This is a genomic window from Mumia quercus (genome assembly GCF_025506335.1).
GTDB classification, from domain to species: Bacteria; Actinomycetota; Actinomycetes; order Propionibacteriales; family Nocardioidaceae; genus Mumia; species Mumia quercus.
Genome location: NZ_JANZYO010000001.1, coordinates 368,326 through 393,906 on the forward strand (window position 1 = coordinate 368,326; position 25,581 = coordinate 393,906).

The following is a 25,581-nucleotide window of genomic DNA, read 5'->3' on the forward strand; positions in this document are numbered from 1 at the left end:
CGATCGAGAACGAAGGTCGTGTGCCGGGAACGGAGACCGACCGCATGCTCTGAGCTTGCATTTGCTTGCTCTTGCAAGCAGAATGGAGGTGTGGCAAGGATCAGCGTCGGAAAGACCGTGGGCGACCTGGGGGGATACCTCCGGGACCAGCGCAAGCAGGCTCAGCTCTCGCTGCGTCAGCTCGCCGACCTGACGGGCGTCTCCAACCCTTACCTGAGCCAGATCGAGCGCGGCTTGCGCAAGCCCTCCGCCGAGGTGCTGCAGCAGATCGCGAAGGCCCTGCGGATCTCGGCCGAGTCCGTCTACGTCCAGGCCGGCCTCCTCGATCCCGACGACTCCGGCGAAGGCGGCGGGGTCGAGGCAGCGATCGCGGTCGACCCGCGACTGGACGAGGGTCAGCGCCGCGCGCTTCTCGAGATCTACCGCTCGTTCGTCGGCGCGGCCGACGTCACCGACAACCCAGAAGAGGACACTCTCACATGAGCATCCAGGACAGCATCACCAACACCGTCAAGGGCCTCCCCGGCCAGGCCGCCGCGTTCGTCGGACAGGCGCAGGCCACGGCGGCCTCGCTGGTCTCGCAGCTCGCCGAGATCGACCTCGACGAGCTCCAGAAGAAGGTCGAGTCCGACGCCAAGGCGCTCCCCGGGCAGGCGGGCGCGCTGTACGCCGACGTCGTGAAGCGCCTCAAGGACGTCGACGTCGAGGAGGTCTTCGACGGCCTCGAGGACAAGATCGAGGACAAGCTCGACGACATCGCCGAGGACGTCAAGGAGCTCGTCGTCATGCTCGCCGCCGTGGCGCGCAAGGCAGCCGCCGACGTGGCTGCCGGGTCGCCGCTGGCCAAGAAGCCGGCTCCGAAGGCGAAGCCGACCGCCCCCACGACGGCGTCGGCGACCGCGCCCACGAAGGCGTCGACGGCGACCAAGAAGACCGCCAAGAAGACGGCGACCACCTCCGCTGCCAAGGCCCAGTCGGCACCGGCCGGCGACGCTCCGGTCGCCAAGAAGGCGGCGGCCGCGAAGAAGGCGCCGGCCAAGAAGGCCACGCCGGCCAAGAAGGCTCCGGCTCCCGCCAAGAAGGCCGCGCCTGCCACGGCCAAGAAGGCTCCGGCTCCCGCCAAGAAGGCGCCGGCGGCGAAGAAGGCGACGCCCGCCAAGAAGGCCACGGCTGCCAAGAAGGCCACTCCTCCGGCCGACGCGAGCTGACGCCGTACCGGCAGCCTTCGACCCGTCACGGGCGGGTCGAAGGCTGCCGCGTCGCGGGCCGCTCGGGATAGGCTCGGACGGTGTTCGATCTCTTCGCCGTCCAGAATCTCGTCGAGCTGCTCATCACGCTCGTGATGATCGCCGTCAAGGCGTTCGCCGCCATCGACGCCGTCTCGCGCTCGCCGCAGGCGTTCGTGGCGGCCGACAAGCAGACGAAGCCGTTCTGGCTGATCGTGCTCGGGCTCTCCCTCGTCGCCAACCTCTTGATCTGGCAGCCGATCAGCCTGCTCAACCTCGCCGGCATCGTCGCCGCGCTCGTCTACCTCGCCGACGCGCGTCCCGCGCTCCAGCAGGTCGGCGGGCGTTGAGCCAGGCCCCGCAAGGGCCCGACGCGCAGCGGATCGGGCCCCTCGACGTCCTCGCATTCGCGTGCGAGCTCGCGGCGCTGGTCCTGCTGGCGCTCGCCGGCTGGGCGCTCGGTGACGGGTGGTGGCGCGGTCTGGTCCTGGCTGTTGCCCTCGTGGCCGTCGCCGTCTGGTTCTGGGGGCGCTGGCTGGCTCCGAACTCTCCGCACCGCGTCGCGCTCCCGCAGCGCCTCTGGGTCAAGAGGGCGTTCTACGTCGTCGTCGGGGTGGTCGGCGCGCTCGCCGGCTATCCGCTCTGGGCGCTGGTCCTCGTCTTCGTCGCCGGAGCCCTCACGGGATGGCGCCGGGACTGATCCTCGAACACATGTTCGATCATGGGCGTACTCTGGTCGTATGCCCGTGCAGTTCCAAGCCTCACTCTTCGACTCCGCCGACGAGCCGACCCTCGGGCCGGTTGCGGCCGGCCTCGAACGCCACGAGCTGCCGCGCGGGGCGTGGGTCGACCTGCGGCCGCGCTGGGTCGACGGCGCGGACGACCTGTTCGCCCATCTCCACGACAACGTCGCGTGGCGTGCCGACGAGCGCGAGATGTACGAGCGTGTCGTCGCGGTGCCGCGGCTCCTCGCATGGTTCGGCGAGCGCTCGATCTGGCCCCACCCGCTGCTCGAACGCGCGCGCGAGGACCTTGGTGACCACTACGAGGGCGAGCTGGGGGAGCGGTTCTCCACGGCGGGCCTGTGCCTCTATCGCGACGGGCGCGACTCCGTCGCCTGGCACGGTGACCGGATCGGCCGCAGCCGTACGCAGGACACGATGGTCGCGATCTTGTCCCTCGGATCTCCCCGCCGCCTCGCGCTGCGTCCTCGCGGCGGCGGCGAGTCACTGTCGTTCGCGCTCGGCTCCGGCGACCTCCTGGTGATGGGCGGCAGCTGCCAGCGCACGTGGGAGCACGCGATCCCGAAGACCGCCAAGCCTGTCGGGCCCCGTATCAGCGTCCAGTTCCGCCCCCGCGGCGTCCTCTGACGGCGCGTTGGTCGGTCTGTGGTCACCGCGGCGGCGGGCGTGACCACGGAGGCACCAACGCGTCCTGGCTCACCGGCGACTGACGGCGCGTTGGTCGGTCTGTGGTCACCGCGGCGGCGGGCGTGACCACGGAGGCACCAACGCGTCCTGGCTCACCGGCGTCTGACGGCGCGTTGGTCGGTCGGTGGTCACCGTGGCGGCGGGCGTGACCACGGAGGCACCAACGCGTCCACAGCGTGGTCTGGTCCACAGGTCGTACGACGCCCCTGCCGTGGACGAGCGCGATCGGATGGGATGGCGGCATGCCCGCGCCGCGCCCCATCCCGTACGAGCTGCGGCGCGGGCCGTTCACGTCAGCGCAGGCGTACGCACTCGGGGTCACCCCGACGATGCTCGCCGGGAGCCGGTTCATCCGGCTGTTCCCCAGGGTCTGGGCAGCGCGCTCGTACGTGATGTCCGAGCACGACCGGGTCCGCGCGGCGCAGCTCAGTCTCCCCGAGGGAGCCCTGCCGAGCCACACCACTCGACTACGGCTCCTGGGGTACGAGGACGCCCCCGCGACGCCGTACCACTTCGTGATCGACCGCGACCAGAAGATCGTCAGCAACGACATCCGACTCCACCGCACGCTCCTGATGCCGCCCACCGACGCGCACGGAGTGACCCCGGCGGCGGCCTTCGTGCAGTGCTGCGAGGTGATGCGGCTGATCGACCTGGTCAAGCTCGGGGACTGGCTCCTGCACCACGAGCACGCCTCCCTCGAGGAGATCGGGCAACTGCTGGCCGACCAGCCGTGGCGGCCGGGCGTGCCGCAGTGCCAGACGGTCCTCCCCCTGCTCGACGCGCGCTCGCGCTCGCCCAAGGAGAGCGAGGTGCGCGTGATCCTGTGCGTGGTCGGGCTGCCGCTCCCGGAGGTGAACGTGGACCTGGTCGTGGACGGGCGCTGGCTCGGCTGCGTCGACCTGCTCTACCGCGCGTGGCTCTACGTCGTCGAGTACGAGGGACGCCAGCACGCGTTCGACACTGCCCAGTTCAACGGCGACATCGGACGGTACGGCCGATTCCGGCGCCGCGGCGTCACCTACCTGCAGGTCACGCAGGAGAGGCTGGCGCACCCGCGGACGCTCGCGGACGAGGTGTACGCCGACCTCGTCGGTCTCGGGTACGACGGCCCGCCGCCGGTGTTCGGGCGCGACTATCGCGCGCTGTTCCAGAAGATCCGCTCCCGCCGTCCGTAGCGGCGTACGCTCGGCCCATGAGCCGGATCTTCACCGCCACCGTGGCGTCGGTCTACCCGCTGTACATCGCGAAGCTCGAGCGCAAGGGCCATACGAAGGCGGAGCTCGACCGGGTGATCGAGTGGCTCACCGGGTTCGACGAGGCGGCGCTCGAGAAGCACCTCGAGGCGGGGACCACGTTCGAGGACTTCTTTGCCGCAGCCCGCCTCAACCCCAAGGCCAAGCTGATCAAGGGCGTGGTGTGCGGGGTCCGCGTGGAAGACGTCGAGGATCCCTTGATGCAGAAGATCCGCTACCTCGACAAGCTCGTCGACGAGCTCGCCAAGGGCAAAGCCGATCCCTGTGCACGCGTCGGTGCGTGAGTGGTCACCCGCCGCGCGCGGGTGACCACTCAGCGACCAACGCGTGAGGGCGTCAGCCCTTCGGGCCGCGGCGCTTCGACCGGGCGCGCTCGCCGGCGTCCAGGATCACCTTGCGGATCCGGACGGCCGTCGGCGTCACCTCGACGCACTCGTCCTCGCGGCAGAACTCCAGGCTCTGCTCGAGCGAGAGCTTCTTCGGCGGGATCAGCTTCTCGAAGTTGTCGGCCGTGGAGGAGCGGACGTTCGTCTGCTTCTTCTCCTTGGTGATGTTGACGTCCATGTCGTCGTCGCGGCTGTTCTCGCCGACGATCATGCCCTCGTACACCTCGGTCGTCGGCTCCACGAACATCACGCCGCGCTCCTGGAGGCTCGTCATCGCGTACGACGACGCGGCGCCCGCGCGGTCGGCGACGAGCGAGCCGGTCGGGCGGGTCGAGATCTCGCCCAGCCACGGCTCGTACCCCTCGAACACGTGGTGCGCGATGCCGGTGCCGCGGGTGTCGGTGAGGAACTCCGTACGGAAGCCGATCAGGCCGCGCGCCGGGACCAGGAACTCCATGCGGACCCAGCCGGTGCCGTGGTTCGTCATCTGCTCCATGCGGCCCTTGCGGACCGCGAGCAGCTGCGTGACGGTGCCGAGGTACTCCTCGGGGCAGTCGATCGTCAGGCGCTCGACCGGCTCGTGGACCTTGCCGTCGACGAGACGCGTGACGACCTCGGGCTTGCCGACGGTCAGCTCGTAGCCCTCGCGGCGCATCTGCTCGACGAGAATCGCGAGCGCGAGCTCGCCACGGCCCTGGACCTCCCACGCGTCGGGACGCTCGGTCGGCAGCACCTTGATCGACACGTTGCCGATCAGCTCGCGCTCGAGACGGTCCTTGACGAGACGGGCGGTGACCTTCGTGCCCTTCTCGCGCCCGGCCAGCGGCGAGGTGTTGGTGCCGATCGTCATCGAGATCGCGGGCTCGTCGACCTGGATGAGGGGGAGCGGCTGCGGGTTCTCGGGGTCGGCGAGCGTCTCGCCGATCATGATCTCCGGGATGCCGGCGACCGCGACGATGTCGCCCGGGTTCGCCTCCTCCGCGGGGACCCGCTCGAGCTCCACCGTGCGGAGCAGCTCGGTGATCTTGACGCGCTCGACCGAGCCGTCGCGCTTGCACCACGCGACCTGGGCGCCCTTGCGCAGCGTGCCCTCGTGGACCCGGATCAGCGCGAGGCGGCCGAGGAACGGCGAGGCGTCGAGGTTGGTGACGTGGGCCTGGAGCGGCGCGTCCTCGGTGTAGGTCGGTGCGGGCACCGTGTCGAGGATCGTCTGGAACAGCGGGACCAGGTCCTCGCTGTCCGGGAGGCCGCCGTCGGCAGGCTGCTCCAGCGACGCGCGTCCGGCCTTCGCGGAGGCGTACACGACAGGGAAGTCCAACCCCGTGGCGTCGGTCGAGTCGTCGAGCAGGTCCATGAAGAGCTCGTACGTCTCCTCGACGACCTCGCTGATGCGGGCGTCGGGACGGTCGACCTTGTTGACGACGAGGACGACCGGCATCTTCGCGTGGAGCGCCTTGCGGAGCACGAACCGCGTCTGCGGCAGGGGACCCTCGGAGGCGTCGACGAGCAGCACGACGCCGTCGACCATGGAGAGCCCGCGCTCGACCTCGCCACCGAAGTCGGCGTGGCCGGGGGTGTCGATGATGTTGATGGTGACGCCGCCGTCAGGGGCGCCGGGGCCGGCGTACGAGACCGCGGTGTTCTTCGCGAGGATCGTGATGCCCTTCTCGCGCTCGAGGTCGCCGGAGTCCATCACGCGCTCGGCGAGCTGGTGGTGCTCGTCGAACGTGCCCTGCTGCTGCAGCATGGCGTCGACGAGGGTGGTCTTGCCGTGGTCGACGTGCGCGACGATTGCGACGTTGCGGAGGTCGGAACGAGTGGGCATGCGCGTGCGGCGGTCCTTGCGTGGGAGAAGGCGCCGGACGGTACGCACGGCGCAGAGCGTCGTCCATCCTAGCGACCCGCCCCAGGTACGGCGGTCCGCAAGGGCGTTGTGACCGGAATCTCCTCTGTCCGCCCAGCGCAAAATCCGATGACATTGCCCCCGCCGGAGGCGCACTGTGGAACCGACGACACCAGGGGGTGCCGACTCCGTCACGGAAAGGCGACGTCGCACATGGCCGACACGCAGCACACGGCGCAGCAGCAGCCGGAGTACCCGGAGAACATCGACGCAGCGGTCCTGAAGATCGCGGGAGTGGTCATCCTCGGCGTGATCATGTCGATCCTCGACATCACGGTCGTGAACGTCGCGCTCCCGACGTTCCAGGAGGAGTTCGGGTCGGCTCGCGACCCGCTGGCGTACTCCCACGTGGCCTGGACGGTCACGGCCTACACGCTCGCGCTGGCCACGGTGATCCCGTTGACCGGCTGGGCGGCCGACCGGTTCGGCACCAAACGCCTCTTCATCGTCGCGATCACGCTGTTCACCGCCGGCTCCGTCCTGTGCGCGGCCGCGCAGGAGATCAACCAGCTGATCGCGTTCCGGGTCCTGCAGGGCCTCGGCGGCGGCATGATCATGCCTCTCGGCATGACGATCATGACCCGCGCCGCCGGGCCGAACCGGATGGGCCGGCTGATGGCCGTCCTCGGCATCCCGATGCTGCTCGGACCGATCCTCGGCCCCATCATCGGTGGCTGGCTGATCGAGAACGCCAGCTGGCACTGGATCTTCCTGATCAACCTCCCGATCGGGCTCGCGACCATCGTGTACGCGTGGCTGGCCCTGCCGGGAGACCGGCCCGAGCCCTCGGAGTCGTTCGACTTCCTCGGGATGCTCCTGTTGTCGCCGGGTCTCGCGCTGTTCCTCTTCGGTGTCTCGTCGATCCCTGAGAAGGGCACGGTCGCCGATCCGCGGGTGTGGGTCTCGATGCTGGTCGGTGCGCTGCTGATGCTCGCGTTCGTCTGGCACTCGTTCCGCCCGGCGCACCCGCTGCTGGACCTCCGGCTGTTCCGCAACCGCAACCTCACGCTCTCGGTGATCGTGATGTTCCTCTTCGTCGCGGCGTTCTTCGGGAGCCTGCTGCTCGTCCCGACCTACTTCCAGCAGGTCCGCGGCGAGTCGACGCTGAGCGCCGGGCTGCTCGTCGCCCCGCAGGGTGTCGGAGCCATGCTCACGATGCCGATCGCCGGGCGGTTGGTGGACCGGATCCCGGTCGGACGGATCGTGCCGTTCGGGTTCCTCGGGATCCTCGTCGGGATGTTCCCGCTGACCCAGATCACGTCCGAGACGGACTACTGGAAGATCGTGCTCGCGCTCTTCGTGATGGGCCTGGGGATGGGCGCCACGATGATGCCGATGTTCACCGCGGCCCTGAAGACGCTGAGCCACCAGGAGGTCGCGCGCGGCACGACGCTCATCAACATCAACCAGCAGATCGGCAGCTCGGTCGGCGTCGCGGTGATGTCGGTGCTGCTGACGAACTGGCTGCCGCCCCAGCGGATCTGGTACGCCGTGGTCGGCTCGTGGGACAACCCCGAGATCGTGCCGCAGCTCGGTGGCCAGCGGGCGGTCGACGCGCTGCTGGCCGACGCCGGCGACGCGTTCGCCAGCACGTTCTGGGTCGCGTGGGCGCTCCTCGTGGTGGCGCTGATCCCGGTCGCGATGCTGCCCCGCCGCCGGCCCGCAGCGGTGGTCGCCGCGGGCCCGACGGAGGCGGAGGTCAGCGAGGAGCCATCCGAAGCGCGCCGTCCATCCTGATGACCTCGCCGTTGAGGTAGTCGTGGTCGACGATCATCGTCACGAGGTCGGCGAACTCCGACGGCCGGGCGAGCCGCTGCGGGAACGGGATGCCCGCGGCGAGCCCGGCACGGAACTCCTCGGAGACCGTGGCGAGCATCGGGGTGTCGACGATGCCCGGAGCGATGGTGCACACCCGGATGCCGTACTGAGCGAGATCGCGCGCCGCCGGGAGCGTGAGGCCGACGATGCCGCCCTTGGACGCCGAGTACGCCGCCTGCCCGACCTGGCCGTCGTACGCGGCGATGGACGCGGTGTTGACGATGACGCCGCGCTGCCCGTCCGCGTCGGCCTGGGTCTGGGCGATCGCCTCGGCGGCGACGGTCATCACGTTGAAGGAGCCGACGAGGTTGACCTGGACGACCTTGGCGAACAGGTCGAGGTCGTGGGGGCCGCGCTTGGAGAGGATGCGCGACGAGGGCCCGATGCCGGCGCAGCTGACCACCGTACGCAGCGGGGCGCCGCCCGAAGCCGCCGCCGTGACCGCGTTGCGGACGGAGGCGCCGTCCGTCACGTCGGTCTCCACGTACGTCACGCCGTCGACGGTGTCGGCCTTCTCGATCGAGGGCGCGAGGTCGAGCGCGTACACGCTGGCGCCGCGTGCGGCCAGGGCCGCGGCGGTCGCGGCTCCGAGGCCGGAGGCCCCTCCGGTGACGATCGCGGCGGTGTTGGCGAGGTCCATGGTGCTCCTATCGGGCGAGGTCGCGGCTGATGACGAGCCGCTGGATCTGGTTGGTCCCCTCGAAGATCTGCATGACCTTCACCTCGCGCATGTAGCGCTCGACGGGGAAGTCCTTGGTGTAGCCGGCGCCGCCGAGCACCTGGACGGCGTCGGTGGTCACCTTCATGGCGTTGTCGGTCGCCACGAGCTTGGCGATCGACGCCTGGCGGCCGAACGGGCGGCCGGCGTCCTTGAGCCGTGCGGCGGCGAGATACGTCGCGCGGGCCGACTCGACCGCTGCCGCCATGTCGGCGAGCACGAAGGCGAGCCCCTGGTGGTCGATGATCGCCTTGCCGAAGGTCTCGCGCTCCTTGGCGTACCGCACCGCGACGTCGAGGGCCCCCTGCGCGACGCCGGTGGCGACCGCGGCGATCCCGAGGCGACCGGAGTCGAGCCCCGCGAGCGCGATCGACAGGCCCTGGCCCTCCTCGCCGAGCCGTCGCTCGACCGGCACGCGCACCCCGTCGAACAGCATCGTCGCCGTCGTCGAGCCCATCAGGCCCATCTTGTCCTCGGGGTTGTCGGCGACGAGGCCGGGCGTGTCCGCGGGGACGAGGAAGCACGAGATGCCGCGGCCGCCGTCGTCGGAGGTCCGTGCCATCACCTTGTAGAAGTCGGCTTGGCCTCCGTGGGTCGTCCACGCCTTCGCGCCGTCGATGACGTACTCGTCGCCGTGGCGGACCGCGCGGGTGCGCATCGCCGCCGGGTCGGAGCCGGCGTGCGCCTCGGACAGGCAGTAGGCGCCGAGCAGCTCGCCGCCGAGCATGTCGGGCAGCCACTCGTGCTTCTGCTCGGCGGTCCCGGCGGTGAACAGGCCGAAGCACGAGAGCGCGTGGACGCTGGTGCCGACGCCGACCGACGCCCAGGCCGACGCGATCTCCTCGACGACCTGGAGGTAGACCTCGTACGGCTGGCCGCCGCCGCCGAAGGACTCGGGATAGGGGAGCCCCAGCAGGCCGGCCCTCCCGAGGGTGCGGAAGACCTCCCGGGGGAACGTCGCGGACCTCTCCGCCTCGTCGACGCGGGGCCGCAGCTCACGGTCGACGATGTCGCGGGTCAGCGCGATCAGGTCGGCTGACTCCTCGGTCGGCATCAGGCGCTCGACGGGCATGGCACCCCTCTCGTAGACGTGTCATGAGCAGAGTACTCCAGAGCCCATCCTGGTACTGTCCCCGTATGCCGGCCCGCCGCGACGCGCTCATGGACGAGCTGATCTCGCTCTACCTCGACGAGGGGTTCCTCTCGTTCGCCATCGGCGACCTGGCCGCCCGGCTGCGCTGCTCCCGCAGCACCCTGTACGGGATCGCGCCGAGCAAGGAGCAGATCATCGCGGCGGCGGTCCGCGACTTCTTCCGCGCCGCGACCGAGCGGGTGGAGGCGAGCCTCGCGGAGCAGTCCGACCCGGTCGCACGGCTACGGGCGTACCTGGAGGCGATCTCGCGCGAGCTGGCCCCGGCCTCGCCGGCGTTCTTCGCCGACCTCGACGCCTTCGCGCCTGCTCGCGAGGTCTACCGGCGCAACACCGAGTGGGCGGCGCGCCGGGTGCGTCAGCTCGTCGAGGACCTCGGGGCGCAGGGGAGCGAGGTCGACCCCGCGTTCGCGGGTGTCGTCGCCGCCCAGGTCATGCTGTCGATCCAGAGCGGGGAGCTCGAGGCGCAGACCGGACTCGACGACGCCGCGGCCTACCACCAGCTCGCGAGCCTGCTCGTCGGCGGCGTCGGCGGGGACGCGGGCGTACGGGTCAGCCGCGCGCGACCTTCCACGGAGCGGCCTGGGCGATCGGCTTGATCACCATGAGGTCGATGTTGACGTGCTGGGGCCGGGTGACCATCCAGGCGATCGCGTCGGCGACGTCGTCGGCGGTCAAGGGCTCGGCGACCCCGGCGTAGACGGCCTCGGCCTTCTCCTTGTCGCCGCCGAAGCGGACGAGCGAGAACTCCTCCGTGTGCACCATCCCCGGGGCGATCTCGGTGACCCGGACGGGCTCGCCGTTGAGCTCGAGCCGCAGCGTCTCGGTGATCATCGCGACCCCGTGCTTGGCGGCCGTGTAGCCGGCGCCGCCCTCGTACGTGAGGTGGCCGGCGATCGAGCCGACGTTGAGGACCGTGCCCGCCCCGCTCGCCCGCAGCGCGGGGAGCAGCGCCTTCGTGACGCGCAGCGTGCCGAGGACGTTGGAGTCGTACATCTCCCGCCACGCCTCGGGGTCCGTCCGCTCGATCGGCTCCTGGCCGACGGCGCCGCCCGCGTTGTTGACGAGGACGGCGAGCTCCGGCCCGACCGCGGCCGCGAGCGCGTCGACGGAGGCCTGGTCGGTCACGTCGCACACGACGGCGACCCCGTCGATCTCCGCGGCCAGCGCCTCGATCCGGTCGGCCCGGCGGGCCGCGCACACGACGCGGAACCCGTCGGCGGCCAGCCGGCGGGCGGTCGCGGCACCGATGCCGCTGCTGGCGCCCGTGACGACGGCGGTACGGCGGGAGGTCTCTGGGGTGTCCGGCATGCTGCTGATGCTGCCACGACGCCTGCGCGGGCGTGCGGACGGTCACGCCGTCGGGCCCCGGACGCCTGCCTAGGATGGAGGCGTGAGGATGTCCGCCGAGGTGCGCCGCGTCGCGATGCTCTCGGCGCACACGTCGCCCCTCGCGCAGCCGGGTGACGGTGATGCCGGGGGCATGAACGTCTACGTGCTCGAGCTGGCCCGCCGCCTCGCCGCGCGGTCGGTCGAGGTCGAGATCTTCACCCGCGCCACCTCCTCCGAGCAGCCTCCCGTCGTCGAGGCGTTGCCTGGCGTACGCGTCCGGCACGTGGCGGCGGGCCCGTTCGAGGGCCTCGACAAGGAGGACCTCCCCGCTCAGATGTGCACGTTCGTCCGCGACGTGCTCCGTGCGGAGGCGACGCACCCGGTCGGCTGGTTCGACCTGATCCACAGCCACTACTGGCTCTCCGGCCAGGTCGGCGTGGTCGCCCGCGACCGGTGGGGCGTGCCCCTCGTCCACTCGATGCACACGATGGCCAAGGTCAAGAACGCCAGCCTGGCCGCCGGCGACCGTCGCGAGCCGGCGGGCCGTGTGGCGGGGGAGCAGGAGCTGGTCGACACGGCCGACCGGCTGATCGCCAACACGGCCGACGAGGCGTCGCAGATGGTGAACCTGTACGGGGCCGACCCGGCGCGTGTCGAGGTCGTGCACCCCGGCGTCGACCTCGAGCGCTTCCGGCCTCTCGACCGCACGACGGCTCGCGCCGCGCTCGGCCTGCCGCACGACGGCGACGTCATCCTCTTCGCCGGCCGCATCCAGCCGCTGAAAGCACCCGACGTGGTCCTCGAGGCGGCTGCGCGTCTGATGCGGTCCGGGCGTCGCGACCGAACGACGGTCGTGGTCGTCGGAGGCCCCTCCGGCAGCGGGCGGGAGCACCCGACCGCCCTCGTCGACCTCGCTCACCGCCTCGGGATCGCCGACCGCACCCGCTTCGTGCCGCCGGTGGCTCAAGACCGCCTCGCGCTCTGGTACGCCGCCGCCTCGCTGGTGTGCGTGCCCTCGTACAACGAGTCGTTCGGGCTGGTCGCGGTCGAGGCGCAGGCGTGCGGCACGCCGATCGTCGCTGCGAAGGTCGGCGGTCTCGTCACGGCGGTCCGCGACGGCCGTACCGGTCTGCTCGTCGACGGCCACGACCCCGACGACTATGCGGCGGCGTTCGCGCGCGTGCTCGACGAGCCAGGGCTGCACGCGTCGATGTCGCGTGCCGCGCTGCGTCACGCCTCGCGGTTCGGGTGGGACGCGACGGCCGAGCGTACGCTCGCCGTGTACGCCGACGCCGTCGCCGAGCGGCGCGCGCTGGCGACCGCGGTCGGGCACTAGGAAGGGGACGTGGTGGAGGACACGAGGGACGCACCCTGGGCGGCTGCCGCGGCGATCCGCAGCGCGCTGGCAGCAGCCGAGCTCGAGCACGTGGAGTTCCGGCCGGGCGTCTTCGAGGTCACGCTCCCCGGCGTCCGCAAGCTGCAGACCACCTGCCGGCTCGAGGTCGGCGACCACTCCCTCGGCATCCACGCGTTCGTGGCGCGCCGGCCCGACGAGAACCACCAGGCGGTCTACCGCTGGCTGCTCGAGCGCAACCTGCGGATGTACGCCGTGGCGTTCGCCGTGGACAGCGCCGGAGACATCTACCTGGACGGCCGCTTGCCGCTGCACGCGATCACCGAGGACGAGATCGACCGGATCCTCGGGTCGGTGCTGACGTACGCCGACGAGTCGTTCAACACGATCCTGGAGCTCGGGTTCGCCTCCTCGATCCGCAAGGAGTGGGAGTGGCGCCTCTCGCGCGGCGAGTCGACGCGCAATCTCGAGGCGTTTCGCCACCTGCTCGACAAGGAGCCGGCGGGGGACTGACCGGGCCCCTCAGCCACGTGCGCGGGCGAGGATCCGTTGCTCGGTCGCGGCGTCGAGGCCGCCCGGCTGCCGTTCCGGAAACGCCGACGTCGGCTGTCCCTCCGCCTGCAGCCAGGCCCAGGTGTCCGCGACGGTCTCCTCGACCGGGCGGCACCGCAGACCGGCCTCGTACGCGGCGCGGGTGTCGCTCTCGTGCAGTCCGGCGAGGTCGCCCGTCGGGGGGACCCAGATCGGCAGGTCCACCCATCCGGTGACACCCTCGTCGGCGAGCGCCTCCGGCGGCACCCAGACGAGGGACGCGTCGGCGCCGGTCGCGGCGACGCAGGCGCGCAGCAGCGCCTCCGTGGTCGTGTGGCCCGGCAGGCTGACCGCGTCGAAGACGCCTCCCGTGGCCGACCGCGCGCAGTCGAGCATCCAGGCGGCGAGGTCGCGCCCGTCGACGTACTGCAACGGCCGGTCCGGCGGCCCCGGAGCGACGACCTCCCCGCCGCGGGCGATCCGCTCCAGCCACCACGGCAGCCGCCCGACCTGCTCGTAGGGGCCGATGACAAGTCCGGCGCGGGCGAGGAGCACGCGGTCGCCGAAGCTGTCGAGGAGCGCAAGCTCGGCGCCCCGCTTGGCCGCCGCGTAGTCGCCGGCGTCCTCGCTGTCCGGATCACCGTCGACGACGGCCGCGGACTCGTCGGCGCCCGGGACCAACGGCCATGCGTACACCGACCGGCTCGACACGTACCCGTAGTGCCCCACACGGTCGGCGAGCAGCCGCGCCCCCGCCCGTACGACCGCGGGCTCCTGGGACCACGTGTCGAGGACTGCGTCCCAGGTGTCGTCCCCGAGCGCGGCCTCGAGGGCGCCAGGGTCGCGGCGGTCGGCGTACCGGGCCTCCACCCCGCCGGCCGGCGGCCCGCTCTTCCCGCGGGTCAGCGTGGTCACTTCGTCGCCGCGCGCGAGCGCCGCCTCGACCGCGGCACGACCGACGTGATGGGTCCCTCCGAGCACCAGAAGCCTCATGCACCCACCCTCGGCGTACGGCCGTCTCGCCTGCAAGGTCTTCTGCTGTGCGCAGAGCAACCGTCGCTAGGCTGAGGCGCATGAGCCCGTACTCCTTGATCCTGCTGCGCCACGGCGAGAGCGAGTGGAACCAGAAGAACCTCTTCACCGGCTGGGTCGACGTCGACCTGACCGAGAAGGGTGAGGCCGAGGCGCGGGCCGCTGCGCCGCTGCTCGCCGAGGCAGGGCTGCTGCCGGACGTGGTCCACACCTCGCTGCTGCGCCGGGCGATCCGTACGGCACAGATCGCGCTGGACGGCATCGACCGTCACTGGATCCCCGTCCGCCGCTCGTGGCGCCTCAACGAGCGCCACTACGGCGCGCTCCAGGGCAAGGACAAGAAGGCGACCCTCGAGGAGTTCGGCGAGGAGCAGTTCATGCAGTGGCGTCGCTCGTACGACGTCCCGCCGCCGCCGCTGCCCGCCGACGCCGAGTACAGCCAGTTCTACGACGTCCGGTACGCCGACCTGCCGCCGGAGGTGCGGCCCCGTACGGAGGCGCTCGCGAACGTACTCGACCGCGCGCTGCCGTACTGGTACGACGCGATCGTCCCCGACCTGCGTCTCGGCCGTACGGTGCTGGTGGCCGCGCACGGCAACTCCCTGCGGGCGCTCGTGAAGCACCTCGACGGGATGTCCGAGGAGGCTGTCGTGGGGCTCAACATTCCCACGGGCATGCCGCTTCTGTACGAGCTCGACGAGGACATGCGTCCGCTGTCACCCGGCGGGCGCTACCTCGACCCCGAGGCCGCTCGGGCCGCTGCGGAGGCCGTCGCGAACCAGGGGCGCTGACTCCTGTCCGTCGTCGAGATGGCGCTGGTCCTCCTGGCGGGGGTCGGCGCCGGCGTCATCAACACCGTCGTCGGGTCGGGAACGCTGATCACGTTCCCGACCCTCGTCGCGTTCGGTGTGCCGCCGGTGACGGCGACGATGAGCAACGCGGTCGGGCTGGTGCCCGGCAACGTCACCGGCTCTTTCGGCTACCGACGTGAGCTCGCCGGCCAGGGGTTCCTCCTCACGAGGCTGCTCCCCGCCTCGCTGCTCGGGTCGCTCGTCGGCGCGTACCTGCTGCTGCACCTGCCGGAGGACGCCTTCATCGCCGTCGTCCCCGTGCTGCTGGTCCTCGCGCTGGTGCTCGTCGTGGTGCAGCCGCCGCTGCAGAGGTGGCTCCAGACACGCAGGGAGGCCGCCGGTGCGGACGCCGTCACCCTCGACACGATGAGCGCGGGCCGCATGGTGGTGGCGATGGCGACGGTGTTCCTGTGCGGGATCTACGGCGGCTACTTCGCGGCGGCACAGGGGATCTTGCTGATCGGAGCGCTGGGTCTGCTGGTGCCTCTCGCGCTCCAGCGGATGAACGCCCTGAAGAACGTGCTCGTCCTCGGCGTCAACGTCGTGTCGGCCACGACGTACATCGTCGTCGCGACGTGGGGAGGCGGGACGCACCCGCTCGACTGGACCGCCATCGCGCTCGTCGCCGCCGGGTCGCTCGTCGGTGGCGTGATCGGCGCTGGGGTGGGGCGACGGCTCCCGCCCCTGCTCCTGCGGGCGTGCATCGTGGCGCTCGGCATCGTCGCCCTCGTCAACATCCTCGGCATGCGCTGACCCCCTCCCCGACGGACGGGCCGGGTCAGGCCTGCGGGACCTCGCCAGTGACCTGGTAGACGACGCGGCGCGCGATCGAGACGGCGTGGTCGCCGGTGCGCTCGTAGTAGCGCGCCAGCAGCGCGACGTCGACCGCCGCCTCGACCCCGCCGTCCCACTCGCCGTCGAGGAGGTCGCGGAACATCCGGCGATAGAGCCCGTCCATTTCGTCGTCGGCCGACAGCAGCGCCGCGGCCGCGTCGAGGTCGTGGGTGCCCAGGACGATCGCGACCGACTCCAGCATGCCTTCGGCCACGCGGCCCATCTCGGTGATGATCGGGCGGGCCGACGGCGGGACGGCGACCTCCGGCATCCGCATCCGGGCGAGCTTGGCGACGTGCACGGCGAGGTCGCCGATGCGCTCGAGGTCGCCGGCGATACGCAGGCCCGCGACGACTCGGCGGAGGTCCGTCGCGACCGGCTGCTGGGTCGCGAGCAGCGAGATCGCGTCGTTCTCGCAGGACTCCCGGGCCGCGTCGATGACCGCGTCGCCGCTGATGACGGTCTCGGCAGCACCGAGGTCTCCGTCCAGGAGCGCCGTCGACGCCCGGGCGAGGGACACCCGCACCGCGGTCGTCATCGCCACCAGGTCGGCGTCCAGGGCATCGAGCCGGTCATCGTAGAAGTCGCGCATGCCCCGAACCTAGAACCGCCGGGTGAACCCCTCCCGACCTGCGGTGAACGGGGGATGAACTCTCGCCGAACCCCGCTCGCCCCGGCGTCCGCGAAGGCGGCTCCGCCGGGGCCAGGTGCGTACGATCGAGACGTGGATCCGAACATCGCGTTCGCGTTCGGCACCGCGGTCGGCCTGCTGCTCGGGGTCGGGGTGGTGTGGGCGTGGCGCTACAGCGAGCGCCAGCACGAGGACGTCCCCGAGCGTCCGGAGCCCGAGGTGCCGCCCGGAGCCGACGACGTCCTCGCCGTGCTGCGCTCGTCGGTCGTCATCGTCGACGCCGCCGACCGGGTCGTGAAGGCGTCGGCTCCCGCGCACGCGATGGGCCTCCTCCAGGACACCCGCCTCGAGAGCGCGCTGCTGCGCGACCTGGTCCGCCTCGTCCGCCGGGACGGGCAGGTGCGCGAGGAGGAGCTCACCCTCGATCTGGGACGAGGAGGGCAGCGGCACGTGCTCGTACGGGTCGCCCCGTTGACGTCGCGGCTCGTCCTGGTGCTCGTCGAGGACCGGACCACCGAGCGTCGCGTCGAGATGATCCGTCGCGACTTCGTCGCCAACGTCAGCCACGAGCTCAAGACCCCGGTGGGCGCCCTCAACCTGCTCGCCGAGGCGGTGGCCGAGGCACGTGACGACCCGGAGGCGGTCGTCCGCTTCAGCGGCCGCATGAAACGCGAGGGTGCACGCCTGACCCGCCTCGTCCAGCAGATCATCGAGCTCTCGCGGTTGCAGGGTGACGCCCTGGTCGACGACCCGTACGAGGTCGACGTCGCGGCGATGATCGAGACCGCGGCCGAGCGCAACGCCGTCGACGCCGAGGCGCGGGGGATCGAGGTGACGACACGCTGCGACGACGAGCTGTTCGTCCTGGGCGACGGCGAGCAGCTGCTCCAGGCCGTCAACAACCTCGTCGAGAACGCCGTCGCGTACTCCGAGAGCGGGACCCGCGTCACGATCGAAGCCGCCGCGGAGGGGGACGAGGTCAGGATCACCGTCCGGGACCAGGGCGTCGGCATCGCCGAGGCCGAGCTGGAGCGGATCTTCGAGCGCTTCTACCGGGTCGACCCCGCGCGGGCGCGCAGCACCGGCGGCACCGGCCTGGGTCTCTCGATCGTCAAGCACGTCGCCGCCAGCCATGCCGGGCAGGTCGAGGTCTGGAGCGAGCCCGGAGAGGGCTCGTCGTTCACCCTCGTGCTGCCTGCAGCCGCTCGTACCCGCGAGCACGACGAGCTCCGTGCTCGTCCCCAGACCGCCCCGATCCAGGAGGTCCGACCGTGACCCGTGTGCTCGTCGTCGAGGACGAGGAGAGCTACCTCGACGCCCTCTCGTACGTCTTGCGCAAGGAGGGCTTCGAGGTGGCGATCGCGACCGACGGCCACGCCGCGCTCGAGGAGTTCGACCGCAGCGGCGCCGACATCGTGCTCCTCGACCTCATGCTTCCGGGGATCAGCGGGACGGAGGTCTGCCGCAAGCTCCGGGCCTCCTCCTCCGTGCCCGTGATCATGGTGAGCGCGAAGGACTCGGAGGTCGACAAGGTCGTGGGCCTCGAGCTCGGTGCCGACGACTACGTCACCAAGCCGTACAGCCCGCGCGAGCTGGTCGCCCGGATCCGGGCGGTGCTGCGCCGCGGAGGCGACTCCGGCGTCGGGGACGACACGGCGCTCGAGGTCGGGCGGGTCCGCATGGACGTCGACCGGCACGTGGTCACCGTCGACGGCGAGGAGGTGCGCCTGCCGCTGAAGGAGTTCGAGCTGCTGGAGCTCTTCTTGCGCAACGTCGGCCGGGTGCTGACCCGCGGCCAGCTCATCGACCGCGTGTGGGGCTCGGACTACGTGGGCGACACCAAGACCTTGGACGTTCACGTGAAGCGGCTTCGGGCCAAGGTCGAGCCCGACCCGTCGCGGCCTGCCACCTTGGTGACCGTACGAGGGCTCGGCTACAAGTACGAGGCCTAGCTGTCCGCGCCAGGTCCTAGGCTGACCGTATGAGGTTGAGCGCATGACGACCCGGATCGGGACCCACGTCGACCAGGAGCACCCCTTCGACGACGCCGCGCGCGTCGGCGCGGACGTGGTCCAGATGTTCCTGGGCAACCCACAGAGCTGGAAGTGGCCGAAGTACGAGTACGCCGGTGGTGCCGACGCGCTGCGTGCCGACTCCGAGACCAAGGACGTCCCGCTGTACGTCCACGCGCCCTACCTGCTCAACGTGGCGAGCCTCAACAACCGTGTCCGCATCCCCAGCCGCAAGCTCGTCCAGAACGCCGTGGACGGTGCCGCCGCGATCGGTGCCAAGGGCGTGATCCTGCACGGCGGGTACGTCGACTCCGAGGCCGACCTCGACAAGGGGTTCGACAACTGGCGCAAGGCGGTAGAGGCGATCGACGCGAAGGTGCCGATCCTCCTCGAGAACACCGCTGGCGGCGACTACTCGATGGCGCGGCGCTTCGACCGGATCGCCCGTACGTGGGAGGCGATCCAGGCCGGCGGCGCAGGTGACTCCTGGGGGTTCTGCCTCGACACCTGCCACGCGTGGGCCGGCGGCATCGAGCTCGACGGGATCGTCGACCGGATCCGTTCTGTCACGGGCCGGATCGACCTCGTCCACTGCAACAACAGCAGGGACGCGTTCGACTCAGGGGCCGACCGTCACGCCCACCTCACCGAGGGGAAGATCCCGCCGGAGCTGCTCGTCGAGGTCGTCCGTCAGGCCGGTGCGCCGGTCATCATCGAGACGCACGCCGACGACAAGACCGGCGACGACATCAGCTGGCTGCGCGAGCAGCTCGGCTGAGGGAGGGCCTGGCTCAGTTGCCCTCGGGCGCTTCGGTGGTCTCGGTGGGCTGCGGGAGGCCCTCCTCCTCCAGCTGCTCCTCGTCGGCCTGCTCCTCGGCGTCGGTCGCCTCGGCCGGCGCCGGGGTCGCGACGGAGTCGTACATCGACGTGCGGGTCACGATCGGGACCTGCATCTCGACGTCGCCGGCGTTGACGAAGCTCATCACGATGTTGAGGAACTGCCCGGCGAAGAGCTCGTCACCCGCGATCACGACCTGCGGCTTGGTGCCGAGGTGGGCGAGGCGACGCGCGGGCGTGGAGAACGGGCCCTCGAAGGTGACCTCGACCGGCGTGCCGGCGAGCGTCGCAGCGTCGACGGTGACGAGGCGGTCGGTCTGCAGGGCCTGGTTGACGAGGCCTGCGGAGAGCGTCGCCGAGCCGTCCTCGTTCTTCACGAAGAGCGCGTTCAGCACCTCGACGTCCGTCGAACGGTTGTTGGTGCCGATCGCCGCCTGGTAGACGGCGCTGGTCTGGGCGTTGAATCCGGTGCCGCACCCGGCGAGGACGAGGGCGAGGCCCGCGGCGACGACGGCGACGAGAGCGCGGCGGGAGCGAGTGTGCACAGACCCGACCCTTTCGTGAGGGAGCACAGCGGTAGGAGCATGGCGCGTCGCATGCACGACACGGCCCTGCACAGCCTATCTTCGGGTGCTCCGAGGCGTGCGACGAGGTCCGCGGAGGGTACGCCCACGCGCGTGCGCCTGCCACTGGAATCCTGCTTTGTCAAGTCACGATCCGGCCTCTGACCTGCATAAACGATCCTGGCGGCGTTGGGAGCCCGTGTTACCCTAGTCACCTAAGAAAGGGCTATGGACATATGACTTTCACTGTTGGCGAAACGGTTGTCTACCCCAATCACGGTGCGGCGGTCATCGAGGACATCGAAGTCCGGACGATCAAGGGCGAGGAGCGCCAGTACCTCGTGCTCCGCATCGTCGCCCAGAACGATCTCGTCGTACGGGTGCCGGCGTGCAACCTCGACCTGGTCGGTGTGCGCGACGTGGTGGACAAGGACGGACTGGACCGGGTCTTCGGTGTGCTTCGGGCGGAGCACGCGGAGGAGCCGACCAACTGGTCCCGTCGCTACAAGGCAAACCTCGAGAAGCTCCACTCCGGCGACGTCATGAAGGTCGCCGAGGTTGTGCGCGACCTGTGGCGCCGCGAGCGTGACCGGGGGCTCTCTGCGGGCGAGAAGCGGATGCTGGCGAAGGCACGCCAGATCCTCGTCTCCGAGCTCGCGCTGGCTGAGAACACCAACGAGGACAAGGCCGAGACGCTGCTCGACGAGGTGCTCGCGTCCTGAGCCCGGGGTGTGGGGCCACGCGCCACATCGTTACGACGGAGCCGCTCCCGTTCCTGACGGGGCGGCTCCGTCGCGTGTACGGGGTTTGTTTTCCGCGGTGTTGCGTGACGTAATCCTCACGAAATCCGCAGTGCCTAGCGTCACGGCATGGCGACGTCGAGCGGGGTGGCGACCTGGGTCAAGGTGTGTGACGCCGGGGAGCTGGTCGTCGGCATCGGCGTCTCCGCGCTGGTCCGGGGCAAGCAGGTGGCCCTGTTCAAGACCGGGGAGCGGAGTCTCCACGCCATCGGCAACCGTGATCCGTACGCGGGCACCCAGACCATGGCGCGGGGGCTGGTGGTGCAGCGCGACGGGCAGACGCTGCTGGCCGCGCCGGCCGGGCGCGAGCTGTTCGACCTCGAGACCGGGCAGTGCGTCGACGACCCGATGACGCGCGTCCCGACCTATCCGGTCCGGGTCGTCAACGGGTTCGTCGAGGTCTGCGTCACGACGCGGGCATGACCAGCGCGGTCGCGAGCGCGGCGGCGCCCTCGCCTCGGCCGGTCAGGCCGAGCCCGTCGGTGGTGGTGCCCGAGACGGTGACGGGAGCGCCGACCGCCTCGGACAGGACCTGCTCCGCCTCGGCACGTCGCGTGCCGACCTTCGGCCGGTTGCCGATCAGCTGCACAGCCACGTTCCCGATCTCGAAGCCCGCCTCGCGGACCCGGCGCGCGGTCTCGCGCAGGAACGCGACACCGGACGCGCCGGACCACTCGGGGTCGGCGGTGCCGTAGTTGCTGCCGAGGTCGCCGAGCCCGGCCGCGGACAGCAGGGCGTCGCAGGCGGCGTGGGCGACGACGTCGGCGTCGGAGTGGCCGGCCAGGCCGGCAGGCTCGTCGGGCCAGTGCAGGCCCGCGCACCACATCGGCCGCCCGGCCTCGTACGCGTGCACGTCGGTGCCGATTCCGGTACGCGGGATGCTCACCGGGCCATCATGCCGGACCCGCGCGGACGACCGGTCAGCTGCCGGAGAGCACCTCCGCGGCCGAGACGGTGCCGTGGCGGTCCTGGATGACGTCGGCGAGGCGGCGGACGTCGTCGTCGCCGAGCTCGACCCCGACCTCGTCGAGGCCTCGGCGCAGCTCCTCCTCGACCGTGCCCTCGGTGGCGCCGTCCTGCCAGGAGGTGACGCGGTCGACGACGGTCTGGATGGCGGTGAGCCTGTCGTTGTCAGTCATGCCTGGTGGTTACCCAGCATCGCCGGTGACATGCCTAGGCGCTGGGCCGGTCACCAGGCGTGGCCCGGCAAGGACGGCAGCGCCTTGCCCGTACGGATCACGTACGCGGTGCCGCCGCTGCCGCGGATCCAGGCCCGTTCGAGCTGGTCGCGCCGGTAGACGCGCCGCACCGTGGACGGCCTGGCCGCTGCCGGGTCGTTGACGATCACGGCGCCGGTCGCGGTGAACCCCCGGATCACGACCAGGTGACCGGCGGTCGAGCTGATCGGTGCCCCCGTGAGGCCGCCGCGGCCGAAGCGGATCGACACCACGAGCGGGATCCCCGCTTTCACGATCGCCTCGGCGTCGCGCAGCGAGGTCAGCCGGGTGACGAACGCGTCGGTGCCTCGCGTGCCCGCGTACGCGGTGTTGAAGGCCCAGTTGCCGGTGCCGCGGTAGCGGTAGTCGTACGTCCTGCGGGCCCCGTGGACGACGTAGCGCTGCTTGAGGCCCTTGCGGACCCACGCGTACTGCGCCTTCGTCGGGCCCTTGCCGAGGCTGCGCAGTACCATCGTGGTCGCGGTCGGCGAGCACCAGGCGGCGCCGCCTCCGCCGTACTGGCGGTACTGGCCACGGTGCAGCATCTGCGAGTAGCGGCGTACCGGCAGCTCGACCGTGCGGGTCATCGTGGTCGCGGACACCGGGCGGCTGGCCTTCGCCGCGCGCGACGCCACGGCGCCGACCGACAGGACGCGCGGTGCGGAGCCTGCACCCTTTGCGCGCAGCAGGGTGACGCGCACCTGCCAGGCGCCGATCCGGTGACCGCCGTTGGCGCGGACGACGTCGGTGACGACCTTGGCGACGTCGTCGGTCTGGGCGGAGCCGGAGCGGCGCTTGTGGGTCGAGTCGCGCTCGGCCCACCGCGCGACGGTGTCCCAGCTGCCCGTACGGCCCGCGGTCGTACGGACCCGGACCGCGACCACGACCGCCGAGCGGCCCGGCGTCCGCGCGTTCCAGGACGGGACGACCTCGTCGGCGCCGAAGCCGGTCGCGCGCCACGGCGACGTCCAGCGCGCGGTCTCGTACACCCGGCCACCGATCCGCGTGGCGCCGGTCGCCCGGCCGAACCGGATCGTTCCTGCGCTGACCGTCGTCCCTGCCTCCGCGCCGGCCTGAAGCTCAGCGGTCGACGACCACCGTGCCGACGCGACGCGTGCGGTCGCCGCGTGCGCGGGTGCGGTCAGCGTCGCCGCGGTGACCGCGCCACCGGCGCACAGCAGAACCAGGCCCTTTCGGACGAATCCCCCCGATGTGATCAGCATCCGTCGATGCTAAGCCGGTTCCGCGCCTGCCACTACCCTTGTCAGCGTGACCCTGCGCCTCTACGACTCTGCGACGACGCAGACCCGCGACTTCGTGCCCCTCGTCGACGGACAGGTCGGCATCTACCACTGCGGGCTCACCGTCCAGGGTCCGCCGCACCTCGGCCACATCCGCAAGGAGGTGGTCTTCGACGTGCTGCGCCGCTGGCTGATGCACGAGGGCTACGAGGTGACGCTGGTCGCCAACGTCACCGACATCGAGGACAAGATCCTCGCCAAGGGCGCCGAGCAGGACCGGCCGTGGTGGTCGGTCGCGTACGAGAACGAGCGGGCGCTGCACGCCGCGTACGACGTGCTCGGCTGCCTCCCGCCGACGTACGAGCCGCGCGCCACCGGGCACGTCCCGGAGATCATCGAGCTCGTGGAGACGCTGATCGCCCGCGGCCACGCGTACGCGGCGCCGGACGGCTCCGGTGACGTCTACTTCGATGTGCGGTCGTGGCCGGACTACGGCGAGCTCTCGCGCCAGCGCATCGACGACATGCGCGACGCCGAGGACGCCGACCCGCGCGGCAAGCGCGACCCGCGCGACTTCGCCCTGTGGAAGGGGCACAAGGAGGGGGAGCCGGAGACGGCGTCGTGGCCCTCGCCATGGGGCCGTGGCCGCCCCGGCTGGCACATCGAGTGCTCGGCGATGGCCACGAAGTACCTCGGGTCGGAGTTCGACATCCACGGCGGCGGCATCGACCTGCGCTTCCCGCACCACGAGAACGAGCTCGCGCAGGCCACCGCGGCGGGCATGCCGTTCGCGCGGCTGTGGATGCACAACCAGATGGTGCGCATCGGCGGCGAGAAGATGAGCAAGTCCGTCGGCAACTCGCTGCTCGTGAGCGAGGTCGTCAAGCGGTTCCGGCCCGTGGACGTGCGCTACTACCTCGTGGCGGCGCACTACCGCTCGGTCATCGACTACTCCGAAGAGGCGCTGACCGACGCCGCCACGACGTACCAGCGGATCGAGGGGTTCGTCCGCCGGGCGACCGAGGCCACGGGCGCCAGCACGGACCTCGCCGAGCTCGGTGGCGGGGTGACGCCGGGCTTCGCGGCGGCCATGGACGACGACCTCGCGATCCCGACAGCCCTGGCGCAGGTGCAGGAGCTCGTCCGCGACGGCAACAAGCAGCTCGCGGCCGGCGAGGAGCAGAAGTACGCCCTGGTGAGCACGCTCTCGGCCGTACGGCGCATGCTTGACGTGCTGGGGCTCGACCCGTACGCGCCGCACTGGGCCGGTGCCGGTGAGGGCGGCTCCGCCGAGCGCGCCGCGCTCGGCACGCTCGTGGACGCGCTGCTGGAGCAGCGTGCCCAGGCGCGGGCAGACAAGGACTTCGCGACCGCCGACCGGGTGCGTGACCAGCTCAAGGCAGCCGGCGTCGAGGTCGAGGACACACCCGCGGGACCACGCTGGTCCGTCGGCGGGACTGAGAGGCAGGAGAGCTGATGGCCGGCAACAGCCAGCGCCGCGGCGCGATCAACAAGAGCAGGAAGGGACCCGCCGTCGGCACGGGGGGTCACCGCAAGCGCGGGCTGGAGGGCAAGGGGCCGACCCCCAAGGCCGAGGAGCGCCCGAACCACAAGAAGTACAAGATGGCGAAGGCGGCCGAGAAGCGCCGCCCGCAGGCGCCCCGCAAGCGCGGCGACGAGTCCGAGTGGGCCGCCGGGCGCAACTCCGTCCTGGAGGTGCTGCGGGCCGACGTCCCCGTCTCGACGCTCTACATCGCCGAAGGCATCGATCGCGACGACCGCGTCCGCGAGATCCTCGCGATCGCCGTCGATCGCAGGCTCTCGATCCTCGAGGCGACCAAGGCCGAGCTCGACCGCTTCACCGACCGGGCCGTCCACCAGGGGGTCGCGGCCAAGCTGCCGCCGTACGAGTACGCCCACCCGGACGACCTGCTCGCCGCGGCACGAGAGGCGGGGGAGACCCCGCTGATCGTGGTCGTCGACAGCGTCACCGACCCGCGCAACCTTGGCGCCATCATCCGCAGCGCGTCGGGGTTCGGCGCCCACGGCGTCGTGATCCCCGAGCGCCGCGCCGCCGGGATGACCGCGTCGGCCTGGAAGACGTCGGCGGGTGCGGCCGCCCGCGTCCCTGTCGCCCGTGCGACGAACCTGACGCGCCAGCTCAAGGCGTACGCCGACGAGGGCCTGATGATCGCCGGCCTCGCCGCCGACGGAGAGGTCTCGCTCCCCGACCTGGACCTTGCGGACGGGCCGCTCGTGCTCGTCGTCGGGAGCGAGGGCAAGGGGCTGTCGCGCCTGGTCGCCGAGACCTGCGACGTGCTCGTCTCGATCCCGATGGCCTCGTCGCTGGAGTCGCTCAACGCGGGTGTCGCCGCCGGGATCGCGCTGTACGCGATCGACCAGAGGCGCACTGAGGCCTGAAAGACAGGTTTAAAACCCGAAAAGTGGTCCCGTAGAGG

The 25,581-nt window shown here is 71.3% G+C and carries 30 protein-coding genes; 20 read left to right on the top strand and 10 right to left on the bottom strand.

Translation table 11 applies throughout. From position 1 onward, the window contains the following. Nucleotides 1-90: 90 nt before the first annotated feature. The 7 genes from NYZ95_RS01730 (at nt 91) to NYZ95_RS01760 (ending at nt 4,196) form a co-directional block, all read left to right on the top strand. The gene (locus tag NYZ95_RS01730; protein ID WP_262848082.1) at nt 91-483 is read left to right on the top strand and encodes a helix-turn-helix domain-containing protein; all 393 of its coding nucleotides are present in this window, start codon (nt 91-93) and stop codon (nt 481-483) included. Continuing rightward, nucleotides 480-1,208, top strand: a complete 729-nt coding sequence (locus tag NYZ95_RS01735; RefSeq protein WP_262848084.1) for a hypothetical protein — start codon at nt 480-482, stop codon at nt 1,206-1,208. Before NYZ95_RS01730 ends, NYZ95_RS01735 begins: the two co-directional genes overlap by 4 nt. A gap of 80 nt (nt 1,209-1,288) precedes the next feature. Beyond that, nucleotides 1,289-1,576, top strand: coding sequence for a DUF2516 family protein (locus NYZ95_RS01740; protein ID WP_262848086.1), 288 nt, complete (start codon nt 1,289-1,291; stop codon nt 1,574-1,576). Continuing rightward, nucleotides 1,573-1,926: a DUF2568 domain-containing protein gene (locus NYZ95_RS01745; protein ID WP_262848088.1), complete on the top strand. Its 354-nt coding sequence runs from the start codon at nt 1,573-1,575 to the stop codon at nt 1,924-1,926. Before NYZ95_RS01740 ends, NYZ95_RS01745 begins: the two co-directional genes overlap by 4 nt. A 40-nt stretch (nt 1,927-1,966) precedes the next feature. After that, nucleotides 1,967-2,596, top strand: a complete 630-nt coding sequence (locus NYZ95_RS01750) for an alpha-ketoglutarate-dependent dioxygenase AlkB (protein ID WP_262848090.1) — start codon at nt 1,967-1,969, stop codon at nt 2,594-2,596. Between the two features lie 302 nt (nt 2,597-2,898). Continuing rightward, complete coding sequence (locus NYZ95_RS01755; RefSeq protein ID WP_262848092.1) at nt 2,899-3,834, top strand: hypothetical protein; 936 nt, start codon at nt 2,899-2,901, stop codon at nt 3,832-3,834. Nucleotides 3,835-3,851: 17 nt separating this feature from the next. Next, nucleotides 3,852-4,196, top strand: coding sequence for a DUF2200 domain-containing protein (locus NYZ95_RS01760; RefSeq protein WP_262848094.1), 345 nt, complete (start codon nt 3,852-3,854; stop codon nt 4,194-4,196). Nucleotides 4,197-4,248: 52 nt separating this feature from the next. Here NYZ95_RS01760 and typA read toward each other — a convergent pair whose 3' ends face one another. Beyond that, entirely contained in the window at nt 4,249-6,123 is a 1,875-nt protein-coding gene (typA, locus tag NYZ95_RS01765) for a translational GTPase TypA (RefSeq protein ID WP_262848096.1), read from the bottom strand. Between the two features lie 231 nt (nt 6,124-6,354). Between typA and NYZ95_RS01770 the strand changes: the two genes are divergently transcribed. Next, complete coding sequence (locus NYZ95_RS01770) at nt 6,355-7,938, top strand: DHA2 family efflux MFS transporter permease subunit (protein WP_262848098.1); 1,584 nt, start codon at nt 6,355-6,357, stop codon at nt 7,936-7,938. Here the strand turns inward: NYZ95_RS01770 and NYZ95_RS01775 are convergent. Both NYZ95_RS01775 and NYZ95_RS01780 read right to left on the bottom strand, forming a co-directional pair. Next, on the bottom strand, nt 7,901-8,659 hold the full coding sequence (locus NYZ95_RS01775) for an SDR family NAD(P)-dependent oxidoreductase (protein WP_262848100.1): 759 nt from the start codon (nt 8,657-8,659) through the stop codon (nt 7,901-7,903). The genes NYZ95_RS01770 and NYZ95_RS01775 overlap by 38 nt on opposite strands. Nucleotides 8,660-8,666: 7 nt before the next feature. Beyond that, the gene (locus NYZ95_RS01780; RefSeq protein ID WP_262848102.1) at nt 8,667-9,809 is read right to left on the bottom strand and encodes an acyl-CoA dehydrogenase family protein; all 1,143 of its coding nucleotides are present in this window, start codon (nt 9,807-9,809) and stop codon (nt 8,667-8,669) included. A gap of 65 nt (nt 9,810-9,874) precedes the next feature. Here NYZ95_RS01780 and NYZ95_RS01785 point away from each other — a divergent pair, with 65 nt between their 5' ends. Continuing rightward, complete coding sequence (locus NYZ95_RS01785) at nt 9,875-10,486, top strand: TetR/AcrR family transcriptional regulator (protein WP_262848104.1); 612 nt, start codon at nt 9,875-9,877, stop codon at nt 10,484-10,486. On the opposite strand, the gene NYZ95_RS01790 is transcribed toward NYZ95_RS01785, so the two are convergent. After that, on the bottom strand, nt 10,440-11,198 hold the full coding sequence (locus tag NYZ95_RS01790) for an SDR family NAD(P)-dependent oxidoreductase (protein ID WP_262848106.1): 759 nt from the start codon (nt 11,196-11,198) through the stop codon (nt 10,440-10,442). The genes NYZ95_RS01785 and NYZ95_RS01790 overlap by 47 nt on opposite strands. Nucleotides 11,199-11,286: 88 nt before the next feature. On the opposite strand from NYZ95_RS01790, the gene mshA reads away from it, so the two are divergent. Both mshA and NYZ95_RS01800 read left to right on the top strand, forming a co-directional pair. Beyond that, nucleotides 11,287-12,555: a D-inositol-3-phosphate glycosyltransferase gene (gene mshA / locus NYZ95_RS01795; RefSeq protein WP_262848685.1), complete on the top strand. Its 1,269-nt coding sequence runs from the start codon at nt 11,287-11,289 to the stop codon at nt 12,553-12,555. A 12-nt stretch (nt 12,556-12,567) separates the two neighbouring features. Beyond that, on the top strand, nt 12,568-13,086 hold the full coding sequence (locus NYZ95_RS01800; RefSeq protein WP_372500444.1) for a type III secretion system chaperone family protein: 519 nt from the start codon (nt 12,568-12,570) through the stop codon (nt 13,084-13,086). Nucleotides 13,087-13,095: 9 nt separating this feature from the next. Here the strand turns inward: NYZ95_RS01800 and NYZ95_RS01805 are convergent, their stop codons facing one another. Continuing rightward, nucleotides 13,096-14,097 (bottom strand): NAD-dependent epimerase/dehydratase family protein, encoded by a 1,002-nt coding sequence (locus NYZ95_RS01805; RefSeq protein ID WP_262848108.1) that lies wholly within the window; start codon nt 14,095-14,097, stop codon nt 13,096-13,098. Between the two features lie 80 nt (nt 14,098-14,177). On the opposite strand from NYZ95_RS01805, the gene NYZ95_RS01810 reads away from it, so the two are divergent. Both NYZ95_RS01810 and NYZ95_RS01815 read left to right on the top strand, forming a co-directional pair. Continuing rightward, nucleotides 14,178-14,927: a phosphoglyceromutase gene (locus NYZ95_RS01810; protein ID WP_262848110.1), complete on the top strand. Its 750-nt coding sequence runs from the start codon at nt 14,178-14,180 to the stop codon at nt 14,925-14,927. An 18-nt stretch (nt 14,928-14,945) separates the two neighbouring features. After that, complete coding sequence (locus tag NYZ95_RS01815; RefSeq protein WP_443677469.1) at nt 14,946-15,740, top strand: sulfite exporter TauE/SafE family protein; 795 nt, start codon at nt 14,946-14,948, stop codon at nt 15,738-15,740. 25 nt (nt 15,741-15,765) lie between these two features. Here the strand turns inward: NYZ95_RS01815 and phoU are convergent, their stop codons facing one another. Next, nucleotides 15,766-16,413, bottom strand: coding sequence for a phosphate signaling complex protein PhoU (gene phoU, locus NYZ95_RS01820; RefSeq protein ID WP_262848112.1), 648 nt, complete (start codon nt 16,411-16,413; stop codon nt 15,766-15,768). A 132-nt stretch (nt 16,414-16,545) separates the two neighbouring features. On the opposite strand from phoU, the gene NYZ95_RS01825 reads away from it, so the two are divergent. Genes NYZ95_RS01825 through NYZ95_RS01835 form a run of 3 tightly spaced genes read left to right on the top strand, consistent with a single transcriptional unit; the run spans nt 16,546 to nt 19,242 of the window. Beyond that, nucleotides 16,546-17,727 (top strand): sensor histidine kinase, encoded by a 1,182-nt coding sequence (locus tag NYZ95_RS01825; RefSeq protein WP_262848114.1) that lies wholly within the window; start codon nt 16,546-16,548, stop codon nt 17,725-17,727. Further along, nucleotides 17,724-18,404, top strand: a complete 681-nt coding sequence (locus tag NYZ95_RS01830) for a response regulator (protein WP_262848116.1) — start codon at nt 17,724-17,726, stop codon at nt 18,402-18,404. The genes NYZ95_RS01825 and NYZ95_RS01830 overlap by 4 nt, the downstream gene beginning before the upstream one ends. Nucleotides 18,405-18,447: 43 nt before the next feature. Next, complete coding sequence (locus NYZ95_RS01835; RefSeq protein ID WP_262848118.1) at nt 18,448-19,242, top strand: deoxyribonuclease IV; 795 nt, start codon at nt 18,448-18,450, stop codon at nt 19,240-19,242. 13 nt (nt 19,243-19,255) lie between these two features. On the opposite strand, the gene NYZ95_RS01840 is transcribed toward NYZ95_RS01835, so the two are convergent. Then, nucleotides 19,256-19,846: a hypothetical protein gene (locus NYZ95_RS01840; protein WP_262848120.1), complete on the bottom strand. Its 591-nt coding sequence runs from the start codon at nt 19,844-19,846 to the stop codon at nt 19,256-19,258. Between the two features lie 254 nt (nt 19,847-20,100). Here NYZ95_RS01840 and NYZ95_RS01845 point away from each other — a divergent pair, with 254 nt between their 5' ends. Further along, nucleotides 20,101-20,586, top strand: a complete 486-nt coding sequence (locus NYZ95_RS01845; protein ID WP_139086947.1) for a CarD family transcriptional regulator — start codon at nt 20,101-20,103, stop codon at nt 20,584-20,586. A 147-nt stretch (nt 20,587-20,733) separates the two neighbouring features. Further along, entirely contained in the window at nt 20,734-21,087 is a 354-nt protein-coding gene (gene nirD, locus NYZ95_RS01850) for a nitrite reductase small subunit NirD (RefSeq protein ID WP_262848124.1), read from the top strand. Here nirD and ispF read toward each other — a convergent pair. The 3 genes from ispF to NYZ95_RS01865 are packed head-to-tail and all read right to left on the bottom strand — an operon-like array spanning nt 21,071 to nt 23,104. Further along, nucleotides 21,071-21,550, bottom strand: coding sequence for a 2-C-methyl-D-erythritol 2,4-cyclodiphosphate synthase (gene ispF / locus NYZ95_RS01855; RefSeq protein WP_262848126.1), 480 nt, complete (start codon nt 21,548-21,550; stop codon nt 21,071-21,073). The genes nirD and ispF overlap by 17 nt on opposite strands. 34 nt (nt 21,551-21,584) lie before the next feature. After that, nucleotides 21,585-21,803 carry a hypothetical protein gene (locus NYZ95_RS01860; protein WP_262848127.1) on the bottom strand — a complete coding sequence of 73 codons (219 nt, stop codon included), beginning with the start codon at nt 21,801-21,803 and terminating at the stop codon, nt 21,585-21,587. Nucleotides 21,804-21,853: 50 nt separating this feature from the next. Next, on the bottom strand, nt 21,854-23,104 hold the full coding sequence (locus NYZ95_RS01865) for a C39 family peptidase (protein WP_262848129.1): 1,251 nt from the start codon (nt 23,102-23,104) through the stop codon (nt 21,854-21,856). Nucleotides 23,105-23,150: 46 nt separating this feature from the next. Here NYZ95_RS01865 and cysS point away from each other — a divergent pair, with 46 nt between their 5' ends. Both cysS and rlmB read left to right on the top strand, forming a co-directional pair. Continuing rightward, nucleotides 23,151-24,599, top strand: a complete 1,449-nt coding sequence (gene cysS / locus NYZ95_RS01870) for a cysteine--tRNA ligase (RefSeq protein ID WP_262848131.1) — start codon at nt 23,151-23,153, stop codon at nt 24,597-24,599. Next, nucleotides 24,599-25,543, top strand: a complete 945-nt coding sequence (gene rlmB, locus NYZ95_RS01875; RefSeq protein WP_262848133.1) for a 23S rRNA (guanosine(2251)-2'-O)-methyltransferase RlmB — start codon at nt 24,599-24,601, stop codon at nt 25,541-25,543. Before cysS ends, rlmB begins: the two co-directional genes overlap by 1 nt. The last annotated feature ends 38 nt before the right edge of the window (nt 25,544-25,581 follow it).

Excerpts from the sequence above, each read along its gene's own strand:
- NYZ95_RS01735 (WP_262848084.1), top strand. The coding sequence starts at position 480 with ATGAGCATCCAGGACAGCATCACCAACACCGTCAAGGGCCTCCCCGGC.
- NYZ95_RS01750 (WP_262848090.1), top strand. The coding sequence starts at position 1,967 with ATGCCCGTGCAGTTCCAAGCCTCACTCTTCGACTCCGCCGACGAGCCG.
- NYZ95_RS01755 (WP_262848092.1), top strand. The coding sequence starts at position 2,899 with ATGCCCGCGCCGCGCCCCATCCCGTACGAGCTGCGGCGCGGGCCGTTC.
- NYZ95_RS01760 (WP_262848094.1), top strand. The coding sequence starts at position 3,852 with ATGAGCCGGATCTTCACCGCCACCGTGGCGTCGGTCTACCCGCTGTAC.
- typA (WP_262848096.1), bottom strand. The coding sequence starts at position 6,123 with ATGCCCACTCGTTCCGACCTCCGCAACGTCGCAATCGTCGCGCACGTC.
- NYZ95_RS01770 (WP_262848098.1), top strand. The coding sequence starts at position 6,355 with ATGGCCGACACGCAGCACACGGCGCAGCAGCAGCCGGAGTACCCGGAG.
- NYZ95_RS01775 (WP_262848100.1), bottom strand. The coding sequence starts at position 8,659 with ATGGACCTCGCCAACACCGCCGCGATCGTCACCGGAGGGGCCTCCGGC.
- NYZ95_RS01780 (WP_262848102.1), bottom strand. The coding sequence starts at position 9,809 with ATGCCCGTCGAGCGCCTGATGCCGACCGAGGAGTCAGCCGACCTGATC.
- NYZ95_RS01785 (WP_262848104.1), top strand. The coding sequence starts at position 9,875 with ATGCCGGCCCGCCGCGACGCGCTCATGGACGAGCTGATCTCGCTCTAC.
- NYZ95_RS01790 (WP_262848106.1), bottom strand. The coding sequence starts at position 11,198 with ATGCCGGACACCCCAGAGACCTCCCGCCGTACCGCCGTCGTCACGGGC.
- mshA (WP_262848685.1), top strand. The coding sequence starts at position 11,287 with ATGTCCGCCGAGGTGCGCCGCGTCGCGATGCTCTCGGCGCACACGTCG.
- NYZ95_RS01805 (WP_262848108.1), bottom strand. The coding sequence starts at position 14,097 with ATGAGGCTTCTGGTGCTCGGAGGGACCCATCACGTCGGTCGTGCCGCG.
- NYZ95_RS01810 (WP_262848110.1), top strand. The coding sequence starts at position 14,178 with ATGAGCCCGTACTCCTTGATCCTGCTGCGCCACGGCGAGAGCGAGTGG.
- NYZ95_RS01815 (WP_443677469.1), top strand. The coding sequence starts at position 14,946 with ATGGCGCTGGTCCTCCTGGCGGGGGTCGGCGCCGGCGTCATCAACACC.
- phoU (WP_262848112.1), bottom strand. The coding sequence starts at position 16,413 with ATGCGCGACTTCTACGATGACCGGCTCGATGCCCTGGACGCCGACCTG.
- NYZ95_RS01835 (WP_262848118.1), top strand. The coding sequence starts at position 18,448 with ATGACGACCCGGATCGGGACCCACGTCGACCAGGAGCACCCCTTCGAC.
- NYZ95_RS01845 (WP_139086947.1), top strand. The coding sequence starts at position 20,101 with ATGACTTTCACTGTTGGCGAAACGGTTGTCTACCCCAATCACGGTGCG.
- nirD (WP_262848124.1), top strand. The coding sequence starts at position 20,734 with ATGGCGACGTCGAGCGGGGTGGCGACCTGGGTCAAGGTGTGTGACGCC.
- NYZ95_RS01860 (WP_262848127.1), bottom strand. The coding sequence starts at position 21,803 with ATGACTGACAACGACAGGCTCACCGCCATCCAGACCGTCGTCGACCGC.
- NYZ95_RS01865 (WP_262848129.1), bottom strand. The coding sequence starts at position 23,104 with ATGCTGATCACATCGGGGGGATTCGTCCGAAAGGGCCTGGTTCTGCTG.
- rlmB (WP_262848133.1), top strand. The coding sequence starts at position 24,599 with ATGGCCGGCAACAGCCAGCGCCGCGGCGCGATCAACAAGAGCAGGAAG.